Annotated in this window: 19 protein-coding genes; 11 read left to right on the plus strand and 8 right to left on the minus strand. The window is 56.7% G+C overall.

Going from position 1 to position 21,024, the window contains the following annotated elements; genetic code table 11:
• Positions 1-93 precede the first annotated feature (93 nt).
• Positions 94-939 carry a helix-turn-helix domain-containing protein gene (locus tag KW828_RS10775; RefSeq protein ID WP_218336354.1) on the plus strand — a complete coding sequence of 282 codons (846 nt, stop codon included), beginning with the start codon at positions 94-96 and terminating at the stop codon, positions 937-939.
• Here KW828_RS10775 and bepA read toward each other — a convergent pair whose 3' ends face one another.
• The gene (gene bepA, locus KW828_RS10780; protein ID WP_218336355.1) at positions 940-2,403 is read right to left on the minus strand and encodes a beta-barrel assembly-enhancing protease; all 1,464 of its coding nucleotides are present in this window, start codon (positions 2,401-2,403) and stop codon (positions 940-942) included.
• Positions 2,404-2,626: 223 nt separating this feature from the next.
• Between bepA and KW828_RS10785 the strand changes: the two genes are divergently transcribed.
• Positions 2,627-3,688 (plus strand): AI-2E family transporter, encoded by a 1,062-nt coding sequence (locus KW828_RS10785; RefSeq protein ID WP_218336356.1) that lies wholly within the window; start codon positions 2,627-2,629, stop codon positions 3,686-3,688.
• A 45-nt stretch (positions 3,689-3,733) separates the two neighbouring features.
• Here KW828_RS10785 and bcp read toward each other — a convergent pair whose 3' ends face one another.
• Both bcp and KW828_RS10795 read right to left on the minus strand, forming a co-directional pair.
• Positions 3,734-4,204 (minus strand): thioredoxin-dependent thiol peroxidase, encoded by a 471-nt coding sequence (bcp, locus tag KW828_RS10790; protein ID WP_218336357.1) that lies wholly within the window; start codon positions 4,202-4,204, stop codon positions 3,734-3,736.
• Complete coding sequence (locus KW828_RS10795) at positions 4,204-4,776, minus strand: glycine cleavage system transcriptional repressor (RefSeq protein ID WP_218336358.1); 573 nt, start codon at positions 4,774-4,776, stop codon at positions 4,204-4,206. Before KW828_RS10795 ends, bcp begins: the two co-directional genes overlap by 1 nt.
• Before the next feature lie 145 nt (positions 4,777-4,921).
• Here KW828_RS10795 and dapA point away from each other — a divergent pair, with 145 nt between their 5' ends.
• From dapA to ypfH, 6 genes are all read left to right on the plus strand, one after another.
• Positions 4,922-5,800 (plus strand): 4-hydroxy-tetrahydrodipicolinate synthase, encoded by an 879-nt coding sequence (dapA, locus tag KW828_RS10800; RefSeq protein ID WP_218336359.1) that lies wholly within the window; start codon positions 4,922-4,924, stop codon positions 5,798-5,800.
• A gap of 16 nt (positions 5,801-5,816) precedes the next feature.
• Complete coding sequence (gene bamC / locus KW828_RS10805) at positions 5,817-6,851, plus strand: outer membrane protein assembly factor BamC (protein ID WP_218336360.1); 1,035 nt, start codon at positions 5,817-5,819, stop codon at positions 6,849-6,851.
• Between the two features lie 110 nt (positions 6,852-6,961).
• Positions 6,962-7,675, plus strand: coding sequence for a phosphoribosylaminoimidazolesuccinocarboxamide synthase (gene purC / locus KW828_RS10810; protein WP_218336361.1), 714 nt, complete (start codon positions 6,962-6,964; stop codon positions 7,673-7,675).
• A 129-nt stretch (positions 7,676-7,804) separates the two neighbouring features.
• Positions 7,805-8,668, plus strand: a complete 864-nt coding sequence (locus tag KW828_RS10815) for a neutral zinc metallopeptidase (RefSeq protein WP_218336362.1) — start codon at positions 7,805-7,807, stop codon at positions 8,666-8,668.
• A gap of 43 nt (positions 8,669-8,711) precedes the next feature.
• Entirely contained in the window at positions 8,712-10,700 is a 1,989-nt protein-coding gene (locus KW828_RS10820; RefSeq protein WP_218336399.1) for a tRNA(Met) cytidine acetyltransferase TmcA, read from the plus strand.
• Between the two features lie 77 nt (positions 10,701-10,777).
• Positions 10,778-11,476, plus strand: coding sequence for an esterase (ypfH, locus tag KW828_RS10825; protein WP_218336363.1), 699 nt, complete (start codon positions 10,778-10,780; stop codon positions 11,474-11,476).
• 58 nt (positions 11,477-11,534) lie between these two features.
• Here ypfH and KW828_RS10830 read toward each other — a convergent pair whose 3' ends face one another.
• The 3 genes from KW828_RS10830 to KW828_RS10840 are packed head-to-tail and all read right to left on the minus strand — an operon-like array spanning position 11,535 to position 13,238.
• Positions 11,535-11,723, minus strand: a complete 189-nt coding sequence (locus KW828_RS10830; RefSeq protein ID WP_072569292.1) for a YpfN family protein — start codon at positions 11,721-11,723, stop codon at positions 11,535-11,537.
• 27 nt (positions 11,724-11,750) lie between these two features.
• On the minus strand, positions 11,751-12,878 hold the full coding sequence (gene dapE / locus KW828_RS10835) for a succinyl-diaminopimelate desuccinylase (protein WP_218336364.1): 1,128 nt from the start codon (positions 12,876-12,878) through the stop codon (positions 11,751-11,753).
• Between the two features lie 3 nt (positions 12,879-12,881).
• Positions 12,882-13,238, minus strand: coding sequence for an ArsC family reductase (locus tag KW828_RS10840; protein ID WP_218336400.1), 357 nt, complete (start codon positions 13,236-13,238; stop codon positions 12,882-12,884).
• 608 nt (positions 13,239-13,846) lie between these two features.
• On the opposite strand from KW828_RS10840, the gene ypfM reads away from it, so the two are divergent.
• Entirely contained in the window at positions 13,847-13,906 is a 60-nt protein-coding gene (gene ypfM / locus KW828_RS10845) for a protein YpfM (protein WP_100181659.1), read from the plus strand.
• Positions 13,907-14,013: 107 nt separating this feature from the next.
• On the opposite strand, the gene acrD is transcribed toward ypfM, so the two are convergent.
• Entirely contained in the window at positions 14,014-17,124 is a 3,111-nt protein-coding gene (gene acrD, locus KW828_RS10850; protein ID WP_218336365.1) for a multidrug efflux RND transporter permease AcrD, read from the minus strand.
• Positions 17,125-17,283: 159 nt separating this feature from the next.
• Here acrD and nudK point away from each other — a divergent pair, with 159 nt between their 5' ends.
• Together nudK and KW828_RS10860 are read left to right on the plus strand one after the other, a co-directional pair.
• Positions 17,284-17,859 carry a GDP-mannose pyrophosphatase NudK gene (gene nudK, locus KW828_RS10855; RefSeq protein WP_218336401.1) on the plus strand — a complete coding sequence of 192 codons (576 nt, stop codon included), beginning with the start codon at positions 17,284-17,286 and terminating at the stop codon, positions 17,857-17,859.
• A 127-nt stretch (positions 17,860-17,986) separates the two neighbouring features.
• The gene (locus KW828_RS10860) at positions 17,987-19,030 is read left to right on the plus strand and encodes a DUF1176 domain-containing protein (protein WP_218336366.1); all 1,044 of its coding nucleotides are present in this window, start codon (positions 17,987-17,989) and stop codon (positions 19,028-19,030) included.
• Here KW828_RS10860 and tkt read toward each other — a convergent pair.
• Positions 19,020-21,014 carry a transketolase gene (gene tkt / locus KW828_RS10865; RefSeq protein WP_218336367.1) on the minus strand — a complete coding sequence of 665 codons (1,995 nt, stop codon included), beginning with the start codon at positions 21,012-21,014 and terminating at the stop codon, positions 19,020-19,022. The two genes, KW828_RS10860 and tkt, sit on opposite strands and share 11 nt — an antisense overlap.
• Positions 21,015-21,024 lie beyond the last annotated feature (10 nt).

Below are 21,024 nucleotides of genomic sequence, written 5' to 3' on the forward strand. Positions count from 1 at the left end.
CGGCAACGGAAAGGTGAAATGGGTCACAATGTGCCGCCGCGTTGCTATAAATCTCATAAGATTGGTTATAAGTATTCGATCCGAGGGACGGTCATGGAAATCAAACTGCATGCCAATGCCACGACAACGCCGCGCATTCGGCGTTACCTGCAACAATCAGATAAAAGCGACCGTGAACTGGCAAGCGAGCTGGGTATTTCGGTAACCACGGTCAGGCGCTGGCGCAATCGGGAACAGGTCGCCGACCGTCACACTACGCCAAAAGTCATACACAAAGTGATGAGACAAGAGCAGATTGCGCTGGTCAATGCGCTGCGGGATGTCACCGCTGCGCCGCTGGATGAGCTGTTGCAGCTGGTCAACGAGGGGCTGGGCATTCGTGTTTCCCGCGCCACGTTAAACCGCTATCTGAAACCGGCCGGGACCACACGTCAGGGCGCGCCGCTGGCGGGTAAGAAAGCGTTGAAAGCGGGGCTGCTACCGCATCGGCTGACGCTGCACCATCTGCCGCTGGCGTTATCGATGGACGATAACGGCGAGCATCATCTGCTGTGGGCGAGGGAGCCGGTGAGCGGCTGGTGCTTTGCCCGGCTGTATGCGGGCATCTCGCCGCCGCTGGTCATAAACTGGCTGGAGCAGGCACGGGCAGCCTGTCCTGCTGCTATACAATCTGTTGAGACTTTTATCTCAGCGGCGGCAATGGCGGGGCTGGCAGTACATCTGGCGGAGCGCGGGATGACAGCGCAAATTCACGATGTCAGACCCGTCACCGTAGCGGTGACGGTGCCGCTGGTGGCGATCATTCCGCAGCTACAAACCGCGTCTGCTACGGAACTGCTGGCGCGGCTATGCGAGCGTTATAACGAGGACAAGACGCAGAAAAAACTGGGCGATACCACGCCGCAGGCCTTTCTGGAGGCGCTGCGGCGGGAAGGGTGATCACATCTTAGTGTAAGGCTTGAAGCGTTCCTGCATCTGACGCAGCTGATCGATACGGGCGTCATAGCGCGCCTGTTGCAGGCTGCCGAGCTTAACTTGCGAACTGGCGCTGCCAAGCAGCGATATCGCCTGATCGAGTTTGCCCTGTAACGCCAGGCTTTCCGCCCGCGCCGCCAGTTCCTGATCGCGATGTCCCAGCGCTGATTCCGCCTGCGCCAGCAGATCCCAGCCGTTGATGTCGTCCTTATTGGTAAAGGTATAACGGTTGAGAATGGCCGCGGCCTCGGCGGGCTGGCCCGACTGCAGCAAGGCGTTCGCGAGATTAAGCTGTAGCACCGGGCTGGTTTTCAGCTCGCGGGCATTTTTCAGACGATTAATAGCCTCGCTATTTTTCTTCTGTCCAAGGTCGATGTCGGTGGCGAGATCCAGATACCAGACGTTGCCAGGCTCCTCGCGTAACAACGGCTGCAGCGCCTGGCTGGCTTCGGCGTATTTGCTGGCGTCCATTGCCTGCAACGCCCGGCCATACTGGGCAGCGCGCTGCTCGCGCACGTTGCCTTTTGACCAGCTGTCAAGCAGATCGCTTGTCAGCTGGTTGCGGCCGGATTTATACATGCCGAGGGTACGGGCTTTGGCCAGATAAAAATCTTCGGACGACTGCGTGACCACCGCTGGCATCTGATTGGCGCGGTTGCGGGCGTCTGAGAGTCGGCTTTCCGGCAAGGGGTGCGTCAGCAGGATCTCCGGCGGGCGAGAGGAGTAGCGCGCCTGATCGAGCAGTTTTTCAAGGAACGTCGGCATGGCCTGCGGATCGAAACCCGCACGCTGCAATACCTGAATACCGATGCGGTCAGCCTCTTGCTCATTTTGCTGCGTAAAGCTGATCATCCCCTGACGGGTCCCGGCGAGGGTGCCGGTCAGCGCTGCCATCCCCGCCTGTGGGCTGGCCATCGCCAGTAAAATGGAGCCTAACGCGCCAGCCCAGGTCAGAGGCGCGCTGTTTTTCTGATCTTCCATCGCACGCGCCAGGTGGCGTTGGGTAACGTGAGAGATTTCGTGCGCCATCACCGATGCCAGCTGGCTTTCATTGTCGGCATAGCGGAACAGCGCGGAGTGCAGCACCACGTTGCCACCAAAGAAGGCGAAGGCGTTAATTTCGTCATTATTAATCAGGTAAAAATGGAAGGGTGTTTTTACCGAATTGGCGTGGGACACCAGCCTCATGCCAAGAGAATTAATGTATTGCACCAGTAAAGGATCGTTGATCAGCGGTGCGCTGCCGCGCAGCTGGCGCACATAGTAGTCGCCCATCTGCATTTCCTGACCAATAGAGAGCGTGCTGCCCGCGGAGGTACCCATATCTGGTAACGTGTCGGTGGCGTCTGCCAGCACAGGCGCCGCAGGGGTTATCGTCAGCGCTGCAATGAGCGTGGCAACGAGGGTCTTCTTTAACTGCCTGAACATAACCTCAATCCTTTATCTGGGTTGTGACGATTTGACCTGCAATACCCGTTATTGTTCCACGATCGCATACAGGTGCAAAACGGCATACCGGGCATCAGGAATATCTTAGCAATCCGGGACGTAGTTTCCTGTTCCCGGTACAAAAAGCGAAGTCTTTTTAGCGTCATTTCGCTACAATTGCCTCCACGCTGTTCTGATGAAGACTCTGCAGGGAAAGAATTATATGCTCGAAATGTTGATGCAGTGGTATCGCCGTCGCTTTAGCGATCCAGAGGCGATTGCGCTGCTGGTCATTTTGGTCGCGGGCTTCACCATTCTCTTCTTCTTTAGCGGTTTATTAGCACCGCTGCTGGTTGCGATTGTGCTGGCCTACCTGCTGGAGTGGCCTACCGCTCACCTGGAGCATATCGGTTGCTCACGACGCTGGGCCGCAAGCATTGTGCTGGTGCTGTTTGTCGGCATTCTGTTGCTGATGGCGCTGGTCGTCATGCCGATTGCTTGGCAACAGGGGATCAACCTCATCCGCGACATGCCGGGTATGCTCAACAAATTATCCGATTTTGCCGCCACGCTGCCACGTCGTTACCCGGCACTGATGGATGCGGGCATCATTGATGCCATGGCGGAAAACATGCGTACCCGTATGCTGTCACTGGGTGACTCGGTGGTGAAATACTCGCTGGCCTCGCTGGTGGGACTGCTGACGCTGGCAGTCTATCTGGTGCTGGTGCCGCTGATGGTGTTCTTCCTCGTCAAAGACAAAGTGCAGATGCTCAATGCCGTGCGCCGCGTGCTGCCGCGCAACCGCGGGCTGGCGGGGCAGGTGTGGATCGAAATGAACCAGCAAATCACCAACTATATTCGCGGCAAAGTGCTGGAGATGATCGTTGTCGGTGTGGCTACCTGGCTCGGGTTTATCCTGTTTGGACTGAACTATTCGCTGCTGCTGGCGGTGCTGGTGGGGTTCTCGGTGCTGATCCCCTATATCGGCGCTTTTGTGGTGACCATTCCGGTGATCGGCGTGGCGCTGTTCCAGTTCGGGCTGGGTACCGAATTCTGGAGCTGCTTTGCGGTCTATCTCATCATCCAGGGGTTGGACGGCAATCTGCTGGTGCCGGTGCTGTTCTCGGAAGCGGTAAATCTACATCCGCTGGTGATTATCCTGTCGGTGGTGATTTTTGGCGGGCTGTGGGGATTCTGGGGCGTATTCTTCGCCATTCCGCTGGCGACGCTGATCAAAGCGGTGGTTCATGCGTGGCCCGACGGACCGATAGTAGACGAGTAGGCAAACGTAAAAAACGGCAACCGAGGTTGCCGTTTTGCGTTTTTATCAGGCGTTAGCTTTCAGCCAGTTCAGCACGATGTCGTGGTGGTTGCTGGTTTTGAAATCGTCGAACACATGTTCAACCACGCCATTAGCATCAATCAGGAAGCTGATGCGGTGGATGCCGTCGTAGGTTTTACCCATAAAGGTCTTCTCGCCCCAGACGCCAAAGGCTTCGCAGACCTTGTGATCTTCATCAGACAGCAGCGTAAAGTTCAGCAACTCTTTTTCGGCGAAACGGGACAATTTTTCCGGTTTGTCGGTGCTGATACCCAGCACTTCCACACCCGCTTTTTTCAGATCGTCCATGTTATCGCGTAAGCCACATGCCTGAACGGTACAGCCGGGGGTCATCGCCTTCGGATAGAAGTAGACCAGAACGCGCTGTCCCTGGAAGTCGGCCAAATTAACTTGTTCGCCATCTTGATCCAACAAGCTAACTGTCGGTGCAAGATCACCGGCTTTCAGTGGATTCATTACTTCACTCCATCGTGTTCATCAGTTTGAGAATAGTTGACGACGTTAATACTGCCTTGTGCATTCAGTTCTGTACATAGCGCTTTGAAAGCTTGCTCAATTATTGCCGCCTCCTGCGAGGCAGGACTGTGAGCGGTTATCTGGATAAACAGCTGTGCGGCAGCGTCGCCCTGGGCGGGCTGCGTGCGAGAAACCAGTTCCGCGATGTTCATGTCGTGCGCGTCAAACAGGGCGGTGAAGCGTTCAATAAGATGGGGTGAATCAGGCACTTCGACCTGAACCCAGACCGTGGCAGGTGTCGCCGCACCGGGGCGGGCGGTGGTGCGTTTCATCACGATCAGCAAATCCAGCTCTGCGCCCTTGAGCGGTAAGGTGGATTCAATCAGGGTAATAGCATTCCACGAGCCGGAAAGCAGCATAATAAAGGTAAATTCCTCACCCAGCATGGCCAGCCGGCTGTCTTCAATATTACAGCCGCAACTGCTCACGTGACGGGTGATCGTGTTCACAATACCAGGCCTGTCGACACCAAGCGCTGTGATAACCAAATAATGTTGTGATGACGGTGTCAAACCTGTTCTTCCTGTAAGCGGTGAGGTAATCCTAAGGAAAGCATAAAAAAAACCTCCATACAACCGCCTGAACGCCTCTCGTCGCTTGCTTTTATTACAGGACCAAACGTACCATTGAGGCTCTTGTTTGCACAGAGGATGGCCCATGTTCACGGGAAGTATTGTCGCGCTTATCACGCCGATGGATGAAAAAGGTAATATCTGCCGGTCAAGCCTGAAAAAACTGATTGATTATCACGTCGCTAATGGAACCTCTGCGATCGTATCGGTAGGAACCACCGGTGAGTCTGCCACGCTGAGCCACGATGAACATGGCGACGTGGTCATGATGACGCTGGACCTGGCTGACGGGCGCATCCCGGTGATCGCCGGTACCGGTGCAAACGCCACCGCCGAGGCCATCAGCCTGACGCAGCGTTTCAACGACAGCGGCATTGTTGGCTGCCTGACGGTGACCCCGTATTACAACCGTCCTACGCAGGAAGGGCTGTTCCAGCACTTCAAAGCCATCGCTGAACATACTGACCTGCCGCAAATCCTGTATAATGTGCCTTCGCGTACCGGTTGCGATATGCTGCCTGAAACCGTAGGACGCCTCTCGAAAGTTAAAAATATTGTCGCAATTAAAGAGGCGACCGGGAACTTAAGTCGCGTTCACCAGATCAAAGAGCTGGTTTCAGATGACTTTATTCTGCTGAGCGGTGATGATGCGACCGCGCTGGACTTTATGCAGCTCGGTGGTCACGGCGTGATTTCCGTGACAACAAACGTGGCAGCACGTGATATGGCTGAAATGTGCAAGCTGGCCGCTGAAGGACATTACCGCGAAGCGCGCGTAATCAATCAGCGTCTGATGCCATTACATAACAAACTATTTGTCGAACCCAATCCTGTCCCGGTTAAATGGGCATGTAAGGAATTGGGGCTTGTGGCGACCGATACGCTGCGCCTGCCGATGACGCCGATCACCGACCACGGTCGTGACGTCGTTACCGTGGCGCTTAAGCATGCCGGTTTGCTGTAAAGTTTAGGGAGATTTGATGGCTTATTCAGTACAGAAGTCGCGCCTGGCGAAGGTAGCGGGTGTTTCGCTTGTGATGTTGCTCGCCGCCTGTAATTCGGACTCGCGATATAAGCGCCAGGTGAGTGGTGATGAATCCTATCTGGATGCCGCACCGCTTGCTGAACTTCACGCACCTGCGGGCATGATCCTGCCGGTTGAGAATGGTGACTACAACATACCCGTGACAAACGGCAGTGGTGCAGTGGGTAAAGCGCTGGACATTCGTCCGCCAGCACAGCCGCTGGCACTGGCAACGGGTACCCGTACCCAGTTCACTGGTGACACCGCCACGCTGCTGGTGGAAAACGGTCGTAGCAATAACGTCTGGTCACAGGTAGTTAGCGTACTTCAGGCGAATAACTACGCCATTGATAAGCGTGATGACGCCAGCCAGTCACTGACCACCGGTTGGGTGGACTGGAACCGTCTGGATGAAGATCAGCAGTACCGTGGCCGTTATCAAATCTCGGTCAAACAGCAGGGCTATCAGCAGGCGGTAATGGTGAAGCTAGTGAATCTGGAGCAGGCGGGTAAACCGGTTGCTGACATCGCTTCACTGCAACGCTACAGCACCGAAATGCTGAACGTGATTTCTGCCGGTCTTGATAAAAACGATACCGCAGCGTTAAACGCGGCGCAGAGCCGTACTGACGCCACCCTGGATGTACAAAGCGCCGCCGATGACACCGGTTTGCCGATGTTGGTGGTGCGTGGTCCGTTCAACACGGTATGGCAACGTCTGCCTGGCGTGCTGGAAAAAGTGGGGATGAAAGTGACCGACAGCACCCGTTCTACGGGTAGCGTTGCGGTGACCTACAAGCCACTTTCTGACAGCGACTGGCAGGCACTGGGCGCGCGCGATCCGGGTCTCTCTTCCGGCGACTATAAGTTGCAGGTAGGCGATCTGGATAACCGCAGCAGCCTGCAGTTCATCGATCCGAAAGGTCACACGCTGACGCAGTCTCAGAATGACGCCCTGGTCGCCGTATTCCAGGCCGCATTTAGCAAGTAACAAAGAAGGCCGGATCTGTCCGGCCTTTTTTATCACCGTTGACGCACACGTTTGCGTCGGCGTGAAACACAGAATTTGGTTATTAAATCATCCTACCTGGAGTGACAAAGATGGAAAAGAAAGCTGAGTTGTATCGTGGCAAAGCGAAAACCGTTTACAGCACGGAAAACCCGGACCTGTTGGTGCTCGAATTCCGCAATGATACGTCAGCAGGGGATGGCGCACGCATTGAGCAGTTCGACCGTAAAGGCATGGTGAATAACAAATTCAACCATTTCATTATGAGCAAGCTGGAAGAGGCGGGCATCCCCACTCAGATGGAAGCGCTGCTTTCCGATACCGAATGCCTGGTTAAAAAACTCGATATGGTGCCGGTTGAGTGCGTAGTGCGTAACCGCGCCGCGGGTTCGCTGGTCAAACGTCTGGGCATTGAAGAGGGTATCGAACTGAACCCGCCGCTGTTTGATATGTTCCTGAAGAACGATGCCATGCACGATCCGATGGTCAACGAATCCTACTGCGAAACCTTCGGCTGGGTGAGTAAAGAAAACCTCGCGCGTATGAAAGCGCTGACCTACAAAGCCAACGACGTGCTGTTCAAACTGTTTGATGACGCAGGCCTGATCCTTGTCGACTTCAAGCTGGAGTTCGGTCTGTACAAAGGCGAAGTGGTGCTGGGTGACGAATTCTCCCCGGACGGCAGCCGCCTGTGGGACAAAGAGACGCTGGATAAAATGGACAAAGACCGTTTCCGCCAGAGCCTCGGCGGCCTGATCGAAGCTTATGAAGCGGTCGCTCACCGTCTCGGCGTAAAACTCGACTAATCTCCCCGCAACATCGTTATGCCAGAGGCACTTGCCCGCCTCTGGCTTTCTGTGCCGTCTTTCTTATGGAAATCCTGCCTGTAAACGCCTACGATCTAACAATAATTCCAGAATAAATCAGAGGTGGTTATGCGTTGGCAAGGGCGTCGCGAAAGTAATAATGTCGAAGACAGGCGTAACGAATCTGGCGGCCCGATGATGGGTGGGCGCGGAATACGCTTACCGGCAGGCAAGGGCGGCATCATTTTGCTGCTGGTGGTGGTGGTCGCGGGTTACTACGGCGTCGATCTCAGTGGCTTACTGACCGGCCAGCCGGCAACGCAGCAAAGCGCGCCGCGTGCCACCGGGCCGCAGGAAAATGAAGCCGCAAAATTCACTTCCGTGATCTTCGCGACCACCGAAGAGACCTGGGGGCAGATCTTCCAGAAAATGGGTGAGACCTACCAGAAACCCGTGCTGGTGATGTATCGCAACCAGACCAGCACCGGCTGCGGCACCGGGCAATCCGTAATGGGGCCGTTCTACTGCCCGGCGGACAGCAAAGTCTATATCGATCTCTCTTTCTACGATGAAATGAAAAACAAACTCGGCGCGGCAGGCGATTTCGCGCAGGGTTACGTGATTGCTCATGAAGTCGGTCACCACGTGCAGAAGCTGCTTGGCACTGAACCTAAAGTGCGCCAGCTCCAGCAGAATTCCACGCCGTCACAGGCGCGTCAGCTGTCGGTACTGATGGAGTTGCAGGCAGACTGCTACGCGGGCGTCTGGGGGCATGACATGCAGCAGCAGGGCGTACTGGAAGCTGGCGATTTGCAGGAAGCGCTGAACGCCGCCGAAGCTATTGGCGATGACCGTCTGCAACAGCAAAGTCAGGGCCACGTGGTGCCGGACAGCTTCACCCACGGTACTTCCGAACAGCGTTACACCTGGTTTAAGCGTGGCTTCGACAGCGGTGACATGAAACAGTGCAACACCTTCGGCAACCGTCTGTAATGCCCGGCGTCAGCGCGTGGATCTAAAAGCTCTGACGCAGGAGATGACGCGCGAAGGTATTCGCCGCCTGCTGGTCATCGCCGGGGAAAGCGCCTGGTGTCTGACACAGGCACGGGATTTCGCCGCTGAACAGGGCGGTGAGGTGCAATGGGTGAGCGACAGCCCGGACGTGCCACAGGCCAGTAGCCCGCGCGCCTTGCAGCGGCTGCTGGGCCGCGAATTCAGCCATGCCGTTTTCGATGCCCGCCACGGCTTTGACGTGGCGGCATTCGCGGCGCTCAGCGGTACGTTGACCGCCGGTAGCTGGCTGATACTCCTCACGCCGCCACTGGCCAACTGGCCGACAACACCGGATGCGGATTCAATCCGCTGGAGCGACGCCGCCGGGGCCATCGCCACGCCGAACTTTATCCACCACTTTTGCCGCACCTTACAGGACGATGATGAGGCGCTGATCTGGTCGCAGCATCACGCTTTTTCGTCTCCCGATTTTCCCCGTCGCCCGCCGTGGCACCCTGCCACCGGCGCACCCGAGCGGGAGCAGGCGGCGATCCTTGAACGTCTTGCCTGCCAGCCTCCCGCCGTCACGGTCGTTACGGCCCCGCGCGGACGCGGCAAATCGGCGCTGGCGGGTATGCATCTCGCACAGCTCGCCGGTGACGCCATCGTAACGGCACCGACGCGGGCAGCGACAGACGTGATGGCGCACTATGCCGGCGAACGATTCCGGTTTATGGCCCCGGACGCGCTGGCGCAGCAACTGGCGGACGGTGATGCGCCTGATGCCCGCTGGTTGATCGTCGATGAAGCCGCCGCCATTCCCGGCCCGCTGCTGCATCAACTGGTCGCCGGATTTCCCCAGGCGCTGCTCACCACCACGGTACAGGGCTACGAAGGCACCGGGCAGGGCTTTTTACTTAAGTTCTGCGCGGGCTTCCCTGGCCTGCATCATGAAACCCTGAGTACGCCGCTGCGTTGGGCCGCAGGCTGCCCGCTGGAAGCCTTTATCAGCCGGGCACTGTTGTTTGAGGAGGACATCTTAATCCGCGTGCCGGAGGGCGATTATCAGATCGCGCCGCTGGAACGCGCGAGCTGGCAGCAGGATCCCGTGCAACCAGCTGCGCTCTATCGCTTACTGGCCAGCGCCCATTACCGCACCTCGCCGCTCGATTTACGTCGCATGATGGATGCGCCCGGCCAGCACGTCTGGCAGGCGCGCACCCGGTCAGCGCCGCTGGCCGCGCTGTGGCTGGTGGACGAAGGTGGACTCTCCCCGGCGTTAAGCCAGGCGGTCTGGGCGGGATTTCGTCGTCCGCGCGGCAATCTGGTAGCGCAGTCGCTGGCGGCACACGGCGGCGATCCGCTGGCGGCGACCTTAAAAGGCCAGCGCATCAGCCGCATCGCCGTTCATCCTTATCGCCAGCGGGAGGGCATTGGCCAGGCGCTGATTGCGCGGGCATTACGTGAGGCGGGGGAGTGGGATTATCTGTCGGTCAGTTTTGGCTATACCCGCGAGCTGTGGCGATTCTGGCAGCGCGCCGGATTTCAACTGGTGCGGGCGGGCAGCTACCGCGAGGCCAGCAGCGGCTGCTACACGGCGATGGCGCTGCTGCCGATCACCGCTGCGGGCAGGGCGCTGGTGAACAGGGAGCAGCAGCGACTGGCGCGGGATCTCCCCTGGCTCACCGCCTGGCGCGATGAGCCGCTCGATCTGCCGCCTGCCGCAGACCAGGCGCTTAACGAGGCCGACTGGCAGGAACTGGCGGGATTTGCCTTTGCATATCGCCCGCTGTCGGCCTCCACCGCCGCGTTGCAGCGGCTGCTTATCGCCTGCGATCTGCCGCTGGCCGCGCTGCGCGCGCAACTGATTGAGGGACATGATGAAACGCAAACCTGCGCACGGCTGCATCTCAATGGCCGCAAAGCGCTGCTCGCCGCGCAACGGCAGCAAACCGCCACGGCACTCGCCCGGCTTGATGAGTCGCGCAGCAAAACCCTCCACGATCAGGTTATCAATCTGCAATTTTTTTAACTGACTCATTCAGTCAACTGGCATGGTCATTATGGTCGCAGGGCGTACACTTAGGGTATTGCCTTAAGGAGACCGTCATGAAACACGACCATTTTGTTGTACAAGCCCCGCAGACCCAGGCCAGACAACTGCTGCTGTTTTTTCATGGTGTCGGTGATAACCCGGTTGCTATGGGACAGGTTGCCAGCCTGTTCGCACCGGTCTTCCCGGAGGCGTTAATCGTCAGTATCGGTGGCGCTGAACCTTGCGGCCCGGCACCGGCGCGGCAGTGGTTTTCCGTGCAGGATGTGACGGAAGAGAACCGCCAGGCGCGTATCGATGCCATTATGCCGGTGTTTGTCGAGACCGTGCGTTACTGGCAGGCGCAAAGCGGCCTTGGCCCGCAGGCGACGGCGCTGGTCGGTTTTTCGCAGGGGGCGATAATGTCGCTGGAGAGCGTAAAAGCGCAGCCGGAACTGGCTTCAAGGGTGATTGCGTTTAATGGTCGGTACGCCAGTCTGCCGACCCGCGTCAATCGCGATCTCACGCTGCACTTGATCCACGGGGGCGACGATCCGGTAATTAACCTGTCGCACGCGGTGGCGGCGCAGGAAGCGTTAATCGAAGCCGGTGGCGATGTGACGCTGGATATTGTTGACGGGCTGGGACATGCCATTGACGATCGCAGCCTGCAACTGGCGCTGGATCATTTGCGCTTTACCGTGCCGAAGCACTATTTCGATGAGGCGTTGAGCGGCGGTAAACCGAACGACGACAATATCGTCGAATTTCTGTAAGCACAGCCTCTACGCCCGGCCAGCTTGCGCCGCCGGGCGTTACCTTCAACTCTCGGACTTATTTCTTTTTCGGCCAGTCGTCTTCGTCATCCCATTTATCGTTAAAATCACGATGCGGCGGAAGATCGGGTTTATTGGCGAGAAACTTTTTATGGTCAACACGCTTAAGATCTTTAATCACATTAAGCAGTACGCCGACCAGGAACACTAACACTAAAATCCACCAGTACTTTGCCAGCCAGTCCATGCGCTTATCCTCATTCAGAAATACTTATCAGGCGACGAGCTGTACCATAATACGTTGATACATGCGGGCGAGCAGTTGCAGATCGGCGGCGTTAACACATTCATTGATTTTATGAATCGTCGCGTTCACCGGTCCCAGCTCCACCACCTGCGCGCCCATACGGGCAATAAAGCGTCCGTCGGACGTGCCGCCCGTGGTTAACAGCTGCGGTTTAATCTCATTATAGTGTGCAATCGCCTTCACGACCGCATCCACCAGCTTGCCGCTGTCTGTCAGGAACGGCTGCCCGGAAAGCCACCAGTCGATGGTATAACGCAACTGGTGTTTCTCCAGCAGCGCCATGACGCGGGATTTGATCATCGCGTCGGTCAGCTCGGTGCTGAAGCGGAAGTTAAACTGCACAAAGAGATCGCCGGGAATGACGTTGTTGCTGCCGGTGCCTGCCTGAATGTTGGCGATCTGCATACTGGTAGCCGGGAAGAATTCATTACCCTGATCCCACTCAATGTTGACCAGTTCGTCGATCATCGGCGCGGCGCGGTGTACCGGGTTATCCGCCAGATGCGGGTAGGCCACATGTCCCTGCACGCCATGAATAGTCAGATTACAGGTCAGGGAGCCGCGACGGCCATTTTTGACCACATCGCCCACCACTTCGGTGCTGGATGGCTCGCCCACCAGGCAGTAATCAAGACGCTCGTTACGCGCCATCAGGGTTTCCACCACTTTCACCGTGCCGTTGGCGGCGCTGGCTTCTTCATCAGAGGTGATCAGAAACGCCAGACGACCTTTATGATTCGGGTGCTGCGCGACAAAGCGCTCAGCCGCCACCACCATCGCCGCCAGCGAGCCTTTCATGTCTGCCGCACCGCGTCCGAACAGCATGCCATCACGGATAGTGGGTTCGAATGGCGGATTGATCCAACGATCGGCGTCACCGGCGGGCACCACATCGGTGTGACCGGCAAAGGCCAGCGTCTCACCCTGGCCGCGCCAGGCCCAGAAATTCTGGGTATCGCCAAAATCCATGGGTTCAACGGTAAAACCGATCGCGCGCAGACGCTCAATCATTAACGCCTGGCAGCCCGCATCATCGGGGCTCAGGGAAGGGCGGCGAATAAGCTGTTGCGTCAGCTCAATGACCGGGCATGACATAGACTACACCTCGTTAAAATACAGCTCGTAACTGGAAGCAGTGAAACCCAGCAGCATAGGCTTCCCGGGCGTGCAGAGCAATGGTCGTTTAATAATTGCCGGCATTTCAAGCATCAGCGCCATCGCCGCATCGGCAGTGGTGATGCCCGCCCGCTGCGCTTCATCAAGCCTGCGCCAGGTCGTGCCGCGGGTATTAAGCAACGCTTCCCAGCCCAGTTCGTCAACGAAGGTACGTAATAAAGGCAGATCGAGGCCGTCAACACGGTAATCATGAAAGCGGTATTCCCTGTGTTGTTCCTCCAGCCAGCGGCGCGCTTTTTTGATGGTGTCGCAGTTTTTTATGCCGTATAGCGTGGGGATGGTGTGTGGCGTTAAAGCGGTCATGTCAAATCCTGTGTGATTTTTGCGGGCCCGAAACCCCGCATTGTATAACATTCATGAATGAGTTTGCGTAAATTTGCTTTTGGCGTTCAATTAATTTGAATATTACCTGTGAAATTTATGATAAATCACCGGCGCTGTTATTTTCGTTTATACACTGACTAATTAATAGCACGGTATCTTTTTTTGAATAAAACATCATCTTTTTTGCATGCACATTAATAACAGAATCCGTAAGCCAGATATACATATCGGTGAAAATGAAATCTTCGCAAATTCTATTATTTAGGCATTTACCTGTCATCGTTATTGATAATTTTTTTCATTTGCAGACATCGCTGCCAACAGGGTGAACAGTGAAAACTTGAGCGGTTTTTGGCCGTTTTATGATGCTCGTCACGCCAGCGAAACGTTTCTCTCGTTCGTTTCAGAATGTTGCTATGTATCACAAAAATATAATGCGATACCGGGCATAGTTAATTCAGACAAAAGAAGTGGCGGGGATAGCAATCATAGCAATCGCTTAAAATATCTTCACAACACCGTTTTGTTTTCGTAGAATAGCCATAATAAATACAGAGGTTGTTATGATTGAACATGAACTGGGGAACTGGAAAGACTTTATCGAAGGCATGCTTCGTAAATAATTTCCGGAAAAAAGTATAAAGCAAGAAGCACTGAAAATTAGAAAATTGTGAAAAATATCACAAAGTAAAAGGCGACCTGAACGGGTCGCCTTTTTGTTTGTTCAATCTTACTGACCTTCTTTTAGCGGGAACCGCTGACGTACCAGCACGAAGAACAGCGGCACGAAAAAGATGGCCAGCACCGTCGCGGAGATCATCCCGCCCATCACCCCGGTGCCCACCGCATGCTGGCTGCCGGAGCCTGCGCCGGTGCTGGTGGCCATCGGCAGTACGCCGAAGATAAACGCCAGCGAGGTCATCAGGATCGGACGCAGGCGCTGGCGACAGGCATAAAGCGTTGCCGAGAGCAGATCCTGGCCTTTGGCGTTCATCTCATTGGCAAATTCGACGATCAGAATGGCGTTTTTGGCCGACAGGCCAATGACCGTCAGCAGCCCCACCTGGAAGTACACATCGTTTTCCAGGCCGCGCATCCAGGTGGCGAGCAGCGCGCCAATCACCCCCAGCGGTACCACCAGCATCACCGAGAACGGCACCGACCAGCTTTCGTACAGCGCCGCCAGACAGAGGAACACCACCAGCAGCGAAATGGCGTACAGCGCAGGAGCTTGCGCACCGGAGAGTCGTTCCTGATACGACATCGCCGTCCACTCAAGACCAAAGCCGCCCGGCAGCTGTTTCACCAGATTTTCCATGATGTCCATCGCGGTGCCGGTACTGACCCCCGGCGCGGCCTCGCCGACGATCTCCACCGCCGAATAGCCGTTATAGCGCTCAAGCCGTGGTGAGCCCGTCTCCCAGTGCGAGCTGGCAAACGCCGAGAAGGGCACCATGCTGCCGCTCTTATTGCGCACGTACCACAGATTGATGTCGTCCGGCAGCATGCGGTATTTCGCGGCGGCCTGCACATACACTTTTTTCACGCGACCACGATCCATAAAATCGTTCACGTAACTGGAGCCCCACGCCGTTTGCAGCGTGTCGTTAATGTCATCAATGGAGACACCCAGCGCCTGCGCCTTGCGCTGATCGATGTCGATCTGCAACTGCGGGCTGTCGTCCAGCCCGTTGTGCCGCACGCGGGTAAGCTGTTTATTATCACCCGCCAGCGCGATGAGCTGGTCGCGGGCGGCCATCAGCGCATCGTGCCCGGCGCCAGCGTGATCCTGCAATTCCATATCAAAGCCCGCCGAACTGCCCAGCCCGCTGATAGCCGGTGGGCTGCTGGCGAACACGCGCGCTTCGTTGATACGGCTGAATGCTTTGGTGGCGCGTTCGATAATGGCGAACGAGGTGCCGGTATCGCTGTCGCGTTCTTCCCAGTCTTTCAGCCGCACAAACATACGCGCCACGTTCTGCCCGTTGCCGCCAGGGCCGGAGCCGACAGTGGCGAACACAGAGGTGACGGTGTCTTTCTCATGGGTGAAAAAATAGTCTTCGATTTTCTGCACCACTTTCAGCGTCTGCTGCTGCGTAGCGCCGCTCGGCAGCTGTACCGAGGTGGTAAAGGTGCCGCGATCTTCCTGCGGTAAAAATGAGGTCGGCAGCCGTAGGAACAGAAACACCATGCCACCCAGCAGCAGCACGTAAACCACCATCCAGCGCAGACTGCGATGCAGGATCTTCGCCACGCCCGACTCATAGCGCGCGGCGTTGCGGTTAAACATGCGGTTAAACCAGCCGAAGAAACCTTTCTGGCCGTGCTGTTCGCCTTTGTGCAGCGGTTTGAGCATGGTGGCGCACAGCGCCGGAGTGAGGATCATCGCCACCAGCACCGACAGCACCATGGCGGCGACGATGGTAATGGAGAACTGCCGGTAAATTGCGCCGGTAGTGCCGCCAAAAAAAGCCATCGGCACGAACACCGCCGACAGCACCATCGCAATGCCCACCAGCGCGCCCTGGATCTGCCCCATGGATTTCCGCGTCGCCTCGCGCGGAGAAAGACCTTCCTCCGTCATGATGCGCTCGACGTTCTCCACCACCACAATGGCGTCATCCACCAGCAGGCCGATGGCCAGCACCATGGCGAACATGGTCAGCGTGTTAATGCTGTAGCCGAAGATATACAGCACCGCGAAGGTGCCAAGCAGCACCACCGGTACGGCAATAGTCGGGATCAGCGTGGCGCGGAAATTCTGCAAAAACAGATACATCACAAGGAACACCAGCGCGATGGCTTCAATTAAGGTTTTCACCACGTCGATAATCGACGCTTTCACAAAGGAGGTGGTTTCGTAGGCGACTTTATATTCCAGCCCGTGCGGGAAAAAGGGGGCCAGCTCGTTGAGGCGGTCGATCACCAGCTTCGAGGTTTCCATCTCATTCGCGCCGGAGGCCAGTTTTACCCCCAGCCCGGAGGCGGCTTTGCCGTTAAAGCGGCTGAGGTTGTCATACTTCTCCGCCCCCATTTCGACAGTGGCCACATCGCCAAGCTTTACCTCAGAACCGTCCTGATTGACGCGCAGGGTAATGGCGCGGAACTGCTCCGGGGTTTGCAGCAGCGACTGAGCATTGATGGTGGCGTTCAGCGCCTGGTCATCCACCGACGGCGTGCCGCCCAGCTGACCAACGGCGATCTGCGCGTTCTGTGATTTAATCGCCGCCGTTACGTCGGTGGCGGTGAGCTGCACGCTGTTGAGTTTCGCCGGATCGAGCCAGATACGCATTGAATACTGGGAACCATAGGCATCAATATCGCCGACGCCGTTCACGCGGCTCAGCGGCTCCTGAATATTACTGGCGACATAATCTGCAATATCCTGTTTATCCATCGATCCATCGGTAGAAACAAACGCAATGGTCAGAATGTTGGTGTCGCCGGTTTTACGTACCGTCACCCCCTGATTCTGTACCGCCTGCGGCAGCTTACGCATCGCCGACTGCAACTGATTTTGCACCTGTTGCACAGCTTCATCCGGATCGGTACCGGCTTTAAAGCTCAGGGTGACAGAAGCCTGGCCGGTGCCGCTGCTTTGCGATGACATATACATCAGGTTATCGAGGCCTGTCATGTTCTGCTCGATCACCTGAGTAACGGTGTTTTCCAGCGTCTGCGCCGACGCCCCGGGATAGTTTGCGGTCACCCGCACGTTAGGCGGGGCGAGATCGGGATATTGCTCAACGGGTAAGGACAAAATAGCCAGGGTGCCGGTGAGGCAAAGAATAATGGCTAACACCCAGGCAAAAATGGGGCGATCAATAAAGAAATTCGCCATCAGAAACAGGACCTCTTTTCGCTGTACTTCATTATTTTACATTGCTCGCTTCACTTTAGCGGTATCGGGGCGACTAAACGTGGAGAAAAAAAGGAGAAAGTGTAAATTACCGTCGTCACGACGTATCATCAGCATCCTGCTTAGTTTCGTGGAGCCGTAATACCGATGAACATTGACGTCATCAAAGACAAAATCCTTTCTGAAAACTATTTCGTACTGCGCAATATCACCTACGACTTAACGCGAAAAAATGGCGAGGTTATCCGCCATAAACGGGAAGTGTACGATCGGGGCAACGGGGCGACCATTCTGCTCTACAGCCGGGAAAAACAGAGCGTGGTGCTGATCCGCCAGTTCCGCATCGCCACTTATGTGAACGGGAACCAGGACGGTCGGCTGATTGAAGCCTGCGCCGGGCTGCTGGATGATGACGAGCCGGAAGTGTGCATCCGCAAAGAAGCCATTGAAGAGACCGGCTACGCCGTGGGGGAAGTGCGCAAAGTGTTCGAGCTGTACATGTCACCCGGCGGCGTGACGGAAATCGTGCATTTCTTTATCGCCGAATACAGCGAATCCCAGCGCGCCAACGCCGGCGGCGGTGTGGAAGACGAAGACATTGAAGTGCTTGAAATCCCCTTCACCGAGGCGCTGGCGATGGTGAAACGCGGTGAAATTCGAGACGGTAAGACGGTGATATTGCTGCAATATCTTCAGTCATCAGGACTAATGGCTTGATTTTAATCAGGTTAGTAAGATGTATTTTAAATAAATCTATCCGATAATTCCGATTGAGCATCAACCTCCGAATGAAGATGATACGCGCGTTTAATTAAACGTATTTTCTTCCGGGGTTGTGCTGTCCATGCGTTATCGCGTCTTGATACTGTTTTTTCTCGGCCTGTTTGCGGCGTTTTCGTCGTGGGCGGCGCCTTCCCAGCAGCGCTTCTCCGACTGGCAGGTCACCTGCAACAACCAGAACTTTTGCGTGGCGCGTAACACCGGCGAACATCAGGGACTGGTGATGACGCTGGCCCGCAGCGCTGGCGCGAAAACCGACGCCACTTTGCGGATTAACTTAGGTGGTGTGAATACCTCCACGGCGCGCATCGCCCCCATCGCCCCCCGGCTGTTACTGGACGGCAAACTCCTGCCGCTGACAGGAAATAACTGGAGCATCACGCCCCAGCGCCTGATCACCAGTCACCCGGCGACCATCAGCGACTTTTTACAGACCATTCAGAACGCGCAAGCCATTACCCTGCAAAACGGGGAGGGGATCATTTCGCTGGTGGGGCTGAAAGCCGCCCTGCTGTTTATTGATGCCCAGCAAAAGCGTGTCGGCAGTGAAACCGCGTGGATCGACAAAGGCACCAGTCCACCGCTCAGCGTGCCGCCAGCACCGGCGCTGAAAGAGGTGGCGCTGGTCAACCCGACGCCGACGCCGCTGACCCGGGAAGAGCTGGACGATCTGCTGGACTACGCTAACTGGCGGATGGGCAATACCCAGTGCTCCCTCGATCCGGCGCGCCGGGAAGTGCGCGTCACCGCCTTAACCGACGACAAAGCGCTGCTGATGATTGGCTGTGAGGCGGGGGCTTACAACACGGTGGATCTCGCCTGGCTGATTTCACGGGAAAAACCCTATGTCGCGCGCGCGATAAAACTGCGTCTGCCGTTCAAGCCTGGCAGCGGTGACGATGAACTGGAACTGATGAACGTGGGATTTGATACCAAGACCCGCGAGCTGACGACGCTGGCAAAAGGGCGTGGTCTGGCGGATTGCGGGACGCAGACCCGCTGGCGGTTTGACGGCCAGCGGTTTCGTCTGGTGCGTTATGCCGAAGAGCCAAGCTGTGATAACTGGCATGGGCCAGATGCCTGGCCCACCCTGTGGATCACACGTTAAGCACTTTCTTCGCTTTCGCTACCACGTTTTCGACAGTAAAGCCGAAGTACGGGAACAGCTTATCCGCCGGGGCGGATTCACCGTAGCCGGTCATGCCGACAATCGCCCCTTTCAGGCCGACATATTTGTACCAGTAGTCGGCAATACCCGCTTCCACCGCCACGCGCGCGCTGACGTCTGACGGCAGCACCGACTCGCGGTACGCCTCATCCTGCGCATCAAAAATGTCGGTAGACGGCAGTGACACCACGCGCACCTTATGGCCTTCTTCACGCAGCTTCGCCGCCGCATTGAAGGTGATCTCCACTTCTGAGCCGGTGGCGATAAGGATAATGTCCGGCGTACCGTCCGTGTCCTGCAAAATGTAGCCGCCGCGCGAAATGGCTTTCACCTGCTCCGGCGTACGCTCCATCTGCGCCAGGTTCTGACGGGAGAGGATCAGCGCCGTCGGGCCGTTGTGGCGCTCAATGGCCAGCTTCCAGCCCACGGCCGCTTCCACCTGATCGCACGGACGCCAGGTGCTGAAGTTTGGCGTCAGGCGCAGGCTGGCGAGTTGTTCCACCGCCTGGTGCGTCGGACCATCTTCCCCCAGACCGATGGAGTCATGGGTATAAACCATGATCTGCCGCGCCTTCATCAGTGCCGCCATACGCGCCGCATTACGCGCATATTCCACGAACATCAGGAAGGTGGCGGTATAAGGCACAAAGCCGCCGTGATGGGCGATACCGTTGGCGATGGCGGTCATGCCGAATTCGCGCACGCCGTAGTGAATGTAGTTCCCGGCAGGATCTTCTTTCAGCGACCTCGAGCCGGACCAGATGGTCAGGTTACTCGGTGCCAGATCCGCGGAGCCGCCCAGCAGTTCCGGCAGCGCCGGGCCATACTGATTCAGGGCGTTTTGCGACGCTTTACGGCTGGCGATCTTCGCCGGTTCCGCCTGCAGTTTTTCGATGTACTGCTGGGTTAGCTGTTCCCAGTTTTCCGGCAGACCACCGCTCATGCGGCGGCTAAACTCCGCGGCCAGCTCCGGGTGCGCTTTTTTATAAACGGCAAACTTCTCATTCCACGCCTGCTGAGCTTTCTCGCCGCGCTCGCGGGCATCCCAGGCCTGATAAATATCTTTCGGGATCTCGAATGGCCCGTGTTTCCAGCCCAGTTTCTGACGGGTGAGGGCGACTTCTTCTTCCCCCAGCGCCGCGCCGTGGGACTCCTCTTTACCCGCTTTGTTCGGCGAGCCAAAACCGATCACCGTGCGGCAGATAATCAGCGACGGCTTATCGGTGACACTCTGCGCTTCCTGAATCGCTTTTTTCAGCGCTTCGGGATCGTGACCATCAATTTCATGCACCACATGCCAGTGATAGGCTTCGAAACGCTTGGCGGTGTCATCGGTGAACCAGCCTTCGGTTTCGCCATCAATAGAAATGCCGTTGTGATCGTAGAAACCAATCAGCTTGCCCAGACCCAGCGTACCCGCCAGCGAACACACCTCGTGGGAAATCCCTTCCATCAGGCAGCCATCGCCCATGAACACGTAGGTAAAGTGATCGACGATGTCATGGCCCGGCTGGTTAAACTGTGCCGCCAGCGTGCGCTCGGCAATTGCCAGACCGACGGCGTTGGCCAGCCCCTGACCCAACGGGCCGGTGGTGGTTTCCACGCCTGGCGTGTAGCCGATTTCCGGGTGGCCCGGCGTTTTAGAGTGCAGCTGACGGAAGTTTTTCAGTTCTTCAATCGGCAGATCGTAGCCAGAGAGGTGCAGCAGGCTGTACAGCAGCATTGAGGCATGACCATTCGACAGAATAAAGCGGTCGCGGTCGTACCAGGTCGGATCGGTCGGGTTGTGCTTGAGGAAGTCATTCCACAGCACTTCCGCAATATCGGCCATGCCCATCGGCGCACCGGGGTGACCGGAATTGGCTTTCTGTACCGCGTCCATACTCAGGGCGCGGATGGCATTGGCAAGCTCTTTACGAGACATAGTTCTCTCC

Source organism: Enterobacter sp. ENT03, assembly GCF_019218745.1.
In the GTDB taxonomy this organism is placed as follows: Bacteria; Pseudomonadota; Gammaproteobacteria; order Enterobacterales; family Enterobacteriaceae; genus Enterobacter_D.